The 7,976-nt window shown below is 46.5% G+C and carries 6 protein-coding genes and 1 rRNA gene; 5 read left to right on the plus strand and 2 right to left on the minus strand.

Annotated features, from left to right (window positions below; all coding sequences use genetic code 11):
* The first annotated feature begins 20 nt into the window (after positions 1-20).
* A 5S ribosomal RNA gene (rrf, locus tag AC06L3_RS07755) occupies positions 21-132 on the plus strand.
* Between the two features lie 79 nt (positions 133-211).
* Positions 212-1,315 (plus strand): metallophosphoesterase family protein, encoded by a 1,104-nt coding sequence (locus AC06L3_RS07760; protein WP_475670048.1) that lies wholly within the window; start codon positions 212-214, stop codon positions 1,313-1,315.
* On the opposite strand, the gene AC06L3_RS07765 is transcribed toward AC06L3_RS07760, so the two are convergent.
* Both AC06L3_RS07765 and AC06L3_RS07770 read right to left on the minus strand, forming a co-directional pair.
* Positions 1,312-3,021 (minus strand): M28 family peptidase, encoded by a 1,710-nt coding sequence (locus AC06L3_RS07765; protein WP_475670049.1) that lies wholly within the window; start codon positions 3,019-3,021, stop codon positions 1,312-1,314. The genes AC06L3_RS07760 and AC06L3_RS07765 overlap by 4 nt on opposite strands.
* A gap of 4 nt (positions 3,022-3,025) precedes the next feature.
* The gene (locus tag AC06L3_RS07770; RefSeq protein ID WP_475670050.1) at positions 3,026-4,630 is read right to left on the minus strand and encodes a helicase HerA-like domain-containing protein; all 1,605 of its coding nucleotides are present in this window, start codon (positions 4,628-4,630) and stop codon (positions 3,026-3,028) included.
* 112 nt (positions 4,631-4,742) lie between these two features.
* Here AC06L3_RS07770 and AC06L3_RS07775 point away from each other — a divergent pair, with 112 nt between their 5' ends.
* From AC06L3_RS07775 to AC06L3_RS07785, 3 genes are all read left to right on the plus strand, one after another.
* Positions 4,743-5,198 carry a GAF domain-containing protein gene (locus tag AC06L3_RS07775; RefSeq protein ID WP_475670051.1) on the plus strand — a complete coding sequence of 152 codons (456 nt, stop codon included), beginning with the start codon at positions 4,743-4,745 and terminating at the stop codon, positions 5,196-5,198.
* A 47-nt stretch (positions 5,199-5,245) separates the two neighbouring features.
* Complete coding sequence (locus AC06L3_RS07780) at positions 5,246-6,406, plus strand: SGNH/GDSL hydrolase family protein (RefSeq protein WP_475670052.1); 1,161 nt, start codon at positions 5,246-5,248, stop codon at positions 6,404-6,406.
* 344 nt (positions 6,407-6,750) lie between these two features.
* Positions 6,751-7,848 carry a site-specific integrase gene (locus tag AC06L3_RS07785; RefSeq protein WP_475670053.1) on the plus strand — a complete coding sequence of 366 codons (1,098 nt, stop codon included), beginning with the start codon at positions 6,751-6,753 and terminating at the stop codon, positions 7,846-7,848.
* Positions 7,849-7,976 lie beyond the last annotated feature (128 nt).

Consider the following 7,976-nt stretch of genomic DNA (forward strand, 5'->3'; position numbering starts at 1 on the left):
CCCCTTTCCGGTGGCGATACAAAGGTGACAAGAACGGCGGGGATCCACCTCTTCCCATTCCGAACAGAGAAGTTAAGCCCGCTTGTGCCGATGGTACTGCATCCGATGTGGAAGAGTAGGTAGTTGCCAGCTTTCAGGAGCCCAGAAGAAATTCCGGGCTCCTTTTTTTTGTGCCGTGTATTCCTTAAATTTGTGCTTTAATAATTCTGATATGAATTGGTTTTGTTGTTTTTTGATGGCCATTGGGCCGTGGATTACAAATGTAAGTGAGAACGGTTTTTCTGTTCTATGGACTACAGACGAGGAGACTGTTGCATGTGTGGAAATTTCTGATGGCACAAGATTCTATGATGAGTATTGTGGAAGACGTGTTGCGAGCAAGTTCCATAGTATTTATGTTTCAGGTTTGTATTCATGTTCGAGTGTTGATTATAAAGTCATCAACAAAGCATTGACAAATAACGTTGATCCTCGAAGGCCTGAATACGGCCCTGAAACTGTAGATGGCCCATACAACCTGAGGCTTTTCAATAGCAGCAGAAACTCCTGCAGGTTCTCTGTGATGAACGATATGCACATGAACAAGCAGAAGTATTCACAACTTGCATCACAGATCCCTGTTGACAGTACCGATTTCCTTTTCCTTAATGGAGATATCATTAGCAATGGTCATTATTGCATTGATACACTTGTGAACTATGAAATAGGACCTATCAATGGTATTTCACCTGTTCTTCCTGTCATGTTCGCCCGTGGAAATCACGAAGGAAGAGGCAGCGGTGTACGATTGCTCGAGCAGGTATATCCTAACAGCGGAGAAATGCCATATACTTATATGTTCCGTGAGGGACCGGCTGCTTTCCTCGTTCTGGATGCCGGTGAAACAGGTGTGAAGAATTCACTTCATCTTGCCGAAAGGAACATTTATGACAAGTATATAATGGAGCAGGTGAAATGGGCGAAGAAGGCTATGGAAAGTCCGGAATGGAAAAATGCCAAGGTACGTATATGCATGCTTCATGTGCCAATGATCGAGAACAATATGCCAGGAGAGAGAGAGGTTTATTCCTGGATGAACAGCACTGTTGTTCCTGTTCTGAACGAGTCGGGCGTGGATCTGATGATCAGCGGCGATCTGCACGTTCATCTGTATGTGCACAGAGGCTCAATGGGAAACATGTTCCCTATTGTAGTGAACGACAATAATTCCAGACTTGAGGTTCAGATTATTGATAATAGCATATCAATCAGGATATTTGACCAGAAGGGCAAAATCCGGCATACATACAATGTCAAAGCTGTTTCCGCCGATTAGTGCAGATGTTTCTTGAGTTTTGTCCACTTGTCACGGAAGAATGAAGGGTGCTTGGTTTCATCACCGGCGCTCTCTTTTCTTGCATACGGGGAGTCAGGATTCCATTCCGGCATTTCATTCATATTTGCAATTGCCGATGCCGCGCCTATCATTACATTGATATTGGCAATGGTTCCGCTCATATCCCAGTCCTCCTTGTATTCATCGCTTGGCTGATGATACCAGTCTTTCTGAGGGTACTTGTTCGGCTTGCCCGGATCAACAAGTTCCCTGCCGTTTTCCATAACGAGCGCAGGTACTCCCTTCTTGACGAAATTGTAATGGTCCGAACGGTAATACCAACCGTCGGAGTTGTCATCATCAAAGAATACTGACCTCCCTTGAGCGGCCGCAGAAGCCATTACAAAGTAATCAAGATTGCTTTCACCGCCTCCAAGGAACGAAATGTCCTTTGTGAGAGGAGCCGGGGCAATGCAGTCGAAGTTTATGCAGGCGGCTGTCCTGTTCATTGGGAATACAGGGTGTTCACAGTAGTATTGGCTTCCGAACAGACCGCTTTCTTCAAGCGTAGGGCTGAGGAATACAAGTGAACGGCGTGGGTGAATGGCCTGCTCCTTGAGTTTCTTTGCAATAAGAAGTATGGCGGCAATTCCAGACCCGTTGTCGGCTGCTCCGTTGTATATGCTGTCTCCGCTGTTGTCAGGAACACTTGAGCCGAAGTGGTCCCAGTGAGCACTGAATACTATGGCCTCATCCTTGAGGTCCGTTCCTGGCAGTACGCCTGCCACATTGTGTGTGACATCAGTTGAATATTCAACAGAAGCGCTCAGACTGCCTTTTGTCTTCAGCTCAACGGCTTTGAACCCCGGCTTCTTTGCCGCAGAAATCATTTCATTGAAATCAATCCCGGCCTCGGCCATAAGCTTGGAGCATCCTTCCTCGCTAATCCAGCCTTTCAGTGCCAGACAGTTCATATTGCGGCTTTCCTTGTCAAACAGCGCGCAGTTGCTGCCAATGTGTCCGTGGACAAGCACATCGAAAGTATAGCTTGCCGCTTCGGTGTTGTGCAGGATGAGGCAGGCTGCGGCACCCATCTTTTCAGCCTGATCGAATTTATATGTGTAGCGTCCGTAATAGGTCATGTTGCGGCCCTTGAACAACGAGACGTCATAGAATCCAGGGTCATTCACCATTGCAATCACTATCTTGCCCTTGACATCCACTCCTTCAAAATCGTTCCAGTTGTATTCCGGTGCTTCAATGCCGAATCCTGCAAAGACAACGCCACAGTCTTTCAGATCAATTCTGTCGGTGGCTCTGGCTGTCCAGAATATCAGATCATCGGGATACTGCAGGTCTGTTCTGGAACCATCGCTGTAGAAGGAAAAGCAATTGCCTTCCGGGTGGATTGTGGAGGAAATCATTTCAACTTCCTGGAACCAGCTGCCGTTGAAAGCAGGCTGGAGGCCAATTTTCTCCATCTCTGAGGCCAGGTAATTGATGGTAGTGTCTTCAAAACGGGTCATAGGCTTGCGGCCTCCGAACCTGTCAGAGCCTATGGTGGAGATCCAGTTTATCAGTTGCTGTGTATCGTCTGAAAGCAGATCAGTGCTTTCAACTGCTTTTTGTGAGTTGCATCCTGCAACCAGTGATGATAGCACTATTGCAAGTGCTTGCAAAGTGAAGTATTTAAGTGTTATGCGCATGTAGTTATTTGATAAGGTTTCCAAGTATGCTGCGTGCGAGTGTGCGAAGGACTGAGGATGTGGCGTTGGTTATGGCCTTGTTGGCTATCTCCTTGCCGGAAGTTGTCTTGCTCTTCTTGCCTGTAACCGCGTTTGCGGCTGCTGTTCCAAGACTGCGAGTAACGCTGGTGAGCACTGCACCGGTGGCTGCTGTAAGTACCGCTCCGCCTATGCTTTTGGCAACTTTCCTGCCCTTTGAAGGCTGCTCCTTGACCTCTTCCTGCTGGCGTATAATCTCCTGGTTGGCTTTCTGCTCGTCCATTGCCTGCTGTTCGGCCATAGCGCGCTCCTGGTCTGCCAGAAGAATCTCGAATGCGGATTCGCGGTCAATAGGAGTGTCGTATTTGCCGCCAAGTCCTGACCACTCCACTATTTCCTTGCGCTGCACTTCATTGATTGCACCTATCTGGCTCAGGGGGAAGAGTATGCGTGCGCGTTCAACCATTGAAGGAGCACCTTTAGGGTCAAGGAATGATACAAGGGCTTCGCCTGTCTCAAGGTTCATGATGGCCTCAGTTGTATCGAACGCCGGATTGGAACGGAATGTTTCCGCAGCGGCCTTCACGGCTTTCCGGTCCTTTGGAGTGTATGCTCTGAGCGCATGCTGCACGCGGTTGCCGAGCTGGCCGAGAATGCTGTCAGGAATATCTGTGGGATTCTGCGTTATGAAATATATGCCAACACCCTTGCTTCTGATAAGACGGACAACCTGCTCAATCTTATCGACCAGCGATTTAGGAGTGTCGTTAAACAGGGTGTGTGCCTCGTCAAAGAAGAATGCGAGTTTCGGAAGCTCGCAGTCCCCGACTTCAGGCAGTGTGGCGTATATGTCAGAAATCAACCAGAGAAGGAAGCTTGAATACAATTTAGGGTTCTGCATCAGTTTGTCCGCTGCAAGAACGCTCATAACACCCTTGCCGCCCTTGGTGCGGAAAAGATCGTTGATGTCAAAAGCCGGTTCCCCGAAGAATACCCCGGCACCCTGTGACTCGAGTGAGAGCAGGGCCCTTTGGATTGCCCCAACGGATGAAGCACTCACATTGCCGTAATTCTGCCTGTATTCAGCGGCGTGGTCACTTACGTAATTGAGCATTGCTCGCAGGTCCTTGAGATCAAGCAGCAGAAGGTTCCTGTCATCGGCCACCCTGAACACTATTTCCAGCACACCGCTTTGTGTTTCATTGAGCTCCATAAGGCGGCTGAGCAGTTGAGGACCCATATTTGAAATGGTGGTTCTCATAGGGTGTCCCTGCTCTCCGAAAACATCGAAGAACTGTACAGGGCAGGAATCGAACTGAGGATTCTCCAGCCCGAACTCCTTGCATCTTTTCTCGATGAAGCCGCTGAGAGCACCCTTCTGGCTTATGCCGGAGAGGTCTCCCTTCATATCCGCCATGAAGCAGGGAACGCCTGCCTGACAGAAAGTCTCTGCAAGAACCTGCAGGGTCACGGTCTTTCCGGTACCGGTTGCTCCTGCAATCAGGCCGTGCCTGTTAGCCATTCTACCAATTATGCTTATAGGACCGTTTGAACTGTGGGCAACATAGAGTCCCTTCTGAGAATCGTACATATTATTTTTTTATTATTATTTTCTACTGCGATGGTCAATTGTATTAAACCAAGCAAATTTAATGAATTTTAATGTAAATTTGCCCGGACATTTTCAAAACAAGTTCTTGAGCATGAACAAACGCGAACAATATGAACTTCTGGCAAGGCAGGCAGCTTCACTTGCAGATGGAGAAACAGACCTCATAGCCAATATGGCCAACATTTCATCCCTTCTGCATTTTGCCATGGGCTTCTGGTGGACAGGCTTCTATCTTGTGAAGGAAGGACAGCTGGTGCTGGGACCTTATCAGAGTCCTCTTGCCTGTACAAGGATAGGTTATGGAAAAGGTGTCTGCGGAAGCGCCTGGAAGGCCGGTGAAACCATCGTGGTGGAAGATGTTGAAAAATTCCCCGGGCATATTGCCTGCTCAAGCGAATCCCGAAGTGAGATAGTGGTTCCGATTTTCAAGCGTTCTTCAGAAAAGAAAGAAATCCTTGGAGTCCTTGACATAGACAGCCACGAACTGGCCACCTTTGACAGCGTTGACAAGGAATATCTCGAGAAGATAGTTGAGCTGCTGGGTTAGTCTTGTTCAGTGAATTCAAGAAGTATTTGCCTTATAATAAAATAATTATGGAACGTACAAGTCATATATCAACATTCCTGGCATTGGCAGCGGTTCTTTTTCTGCTTGCAAACAGCAATGCCTTTGCTCAGAAGAAAGCTGCTGAACTGAAGTATTATGATGTTAAGGAAAACGCTTTTCCTCTTGTGAACCAAGGCTTTGAGGACTGTGTGGGTTACTATGGCAGGCTCTCGGCCTCACTTGAAGGGAAGGTGAGGGACATGGTCTGGTATCTTGCTCAGAACAATGCCGGAGTAGGTATTAGATTCAGAACCGATTCAAAGAACATAGGCGCCAGGTGGACTCTTATCAACGACTTCAGGATGAACCATATGGCCCCTTCAGGCATCTGCGGCTGCGACCTTTATGGTTACGACAGGGGGGAGTGGAAATATGTGGGAACCGCCCGTCCTAACGGCAAGGAATCCCAAGGCCTTTTCAGAAGCCACATCGATGGTCAGATGCGAGATTATGTGATTTTTCTTCCACTTTACGACGGTGTAAGTTCAATTTCCATAGGAGTGGACAGCTGCGCTTCAATAGAACTTCCTACCACGATGGGGAACAATCCGTTCGGAGGGAAATACTCCAAACCTCTGGTGTTCTTCGGACACAGCGGAACACAGGGGGGCTGCGCAAGCAGGCCTGCAATGGTGTATACCAGCATACTGAGCCGTATGCTCAAGAGGGAATGCATAAATCTTGGCTTCAGTGGCTTTGGCCAGATGTACAGTATCATGGCAAAGGAAATGAACAAGATAGATGCTGGAGCGTACATCCTGGACTGCCTGGGCAACAATTATCTGCAGATGGTAAGGGACAGTTCGGAAGTGTTTGTAAGGACACTTGCCAACGCACACAGGGACACACCGATTTTCCTTATGAGCAATTATGCCGATGTTACATATTGGCTTGGCAGCAACGAGGAGAGCGAGACAGAAGCAAAGAACCGGTTCTTCAAGGATCTGGTAGTCAAGTTGAATGCAGAAGGTTATGACAATATCCACTTCATTGACATGAGAGGACCCCGCAATAATCCAGACAACGAACTGGAAGGTTCTTCAGCCAATGGCGACGGCGAAGGTACAGTGGATGGCGGCCATCTCACGGATCTGGGCTTCTTGAGAATCGCAAGATTCCTTTATCAGATATTCAAGGAGCTGAAATAGCGAAAGCATTAAATTTTTCGTTTTCACTCCGATTTCTGATTGCTTACTATCGTAAGTGCAAGGGCGTCATATTGTTTTCCAAAGAGCTTCGTTTGGCCGCACGAACGAAAAAAGACAGCGATAAGCTGTCTTTTGAGTGAAGTGCGGGCGAAGGGCACAAAACCCAGATTTTAAGGGAAGCCAAAAGAAGCAAAAACAGGGTTTGAAGCACCTACAGGGCACATTGTAAAGGTAAGTATTTTCTTTTATTTTCCAATGTTTTGCAAATTAGTACACTTTTAGTACACCTCAACAGGAATTATTTACTATATTTGTAACATAAAGGAAACCAAAGGAATACAAGAATGAAAACAGGGGTGAAAGATAACCCAAAATTAAGGGAACGTGTACTGACAGGCGGCAAAATTGCCCTATATCTTGAATATTACCTCGGTAGAACCTCAACACCAAGAACCGATGAACAGGGAAACCCGCTGTATTACACAACGGGCAAAATGGCTGGAACGCCTATGTATGAGGTTAAGCACACAAGGAAAAAGGAAGAATTGAAATTGTACCTGTATGCCAAGCCGAGAACCCCAGAGGAAAGAACCCACAACACCAACACACTTACACAGGCAAAACAGATAAGGAACACCCGTGAACAGGAATTGTTGGCGGGGACAATGGGCTACAATGTTGCACCCAAGAATGAAAATGTAATTGCCTGTTTTGAAAACTACCTTGCCACATACACAAAGAAAGATGTTAGAAACGTTAGGTTAGCATTAAACAGGTTTAAGGAGTACATAAGGCAATATTACCCGCTTTGTGCTGTCAAACGTACAGAAGCCGAGATAAAGAAAATTGATGCACAATGGAAAGCCAGCCACAAGGGTATCAATGGAAAGCACGATATAAACCCTAATGAGTATTACCGTTTCAACCTTACCCAGAAACAGTTTAATGAAAAGATAGTTAAGGGCTTTGTTGACTACCTACAGGCCAACAGTACAGGAAGCGGGGCGGCAACCGCTTATGAACGTTTCAAGAAAATAGTAAGGAACGTGGCACAAGACGGGCAAATTTCAAAGAACCCGTGTGCCGATATTGTTTGTAAGAGAAATGATTGCTTTTCAAAGGATATATTAAGCACCGAGGAAATGAAGGCCTTGATACAAACCCACGTTAGGAATGAGAACCCCAATATAAGGCGGGCTTTTATATTTACACTTTTCACGGGTGTAAGGTGGTGCGATGTTGTGGGGTTGAGGTACAGCAATATTGATTACCAGAATAAAACCCTAAAATTTGAACAGGCCAAGACAAAGGGGCATAGTGCCAAAAGTGTTGTAGAAATGCCGTTGAGGGATGATCTATTAACAGGCGTTATTGGAACACCAGAGGAACAGGGAAAGGGCAAGAATGACCTTACTCAAGTTTCGCAAGAGAATAAAATATAAAATAAAAAAGGCTAAAGTGTTTGATAATTCATTGATTATCACTATATTGTGGTTGAAAACAAAACAAATATAGTCCTTTAGCCATGAACAAAAATAGACAAATAATCAGTGAACTCCAAAGCTTTTTC

Source organism: Candidatus Egerieousia sp. (assembly GCF_056211015.1).

Excerpts from the sequence above, each read along its gene's own strand:
- AC06L3_RS07770 (WP_475670050.1), bottom strand. The coding sequence starts at position 4,630 with ATGTACGATTCTCAGAAGGGACTCTATGTTGCCCACAGTTCAAACGGT.
- AC06L3_RS07760 (WP_475670048.1), top strand. The coding sequence starts at position 212 with ATGAATTGGTTTTGTTGTTTTTTGATGGCCATTGGGCCGTGGATTACA.
- AC06L3_RS07780 (WP_475670052.1), top strand. The coding sequence starts at position 5,246 with ATGGAACGTACAAGTCATATATCAACATTCCTGGCATTGGCAGCGGTT.
- AC06L3_RS07765 (WP_475670049.1), bottom strand. The coding sequence starts at position 3,021 with ATGCGCATAACACTTAAATACTTCACTTTGCAAGCACTTGCAATAGTG.
- AC06L3_RS07775 (WP_475670051.1), top strand. The coding sequence starts at position 4,743 with ATGAACAAACGCGAACAATATGAACTTCTGGCAAGGCAGGCAGCTTCA.
- AC06L3_RS07785 (WP_475670053.1), top strand. The coding sequence starts at position 6,751 with ATGAAAACAGGGGTGAAAGATAACCCAAAATTAAGGGAACGTGTACTG.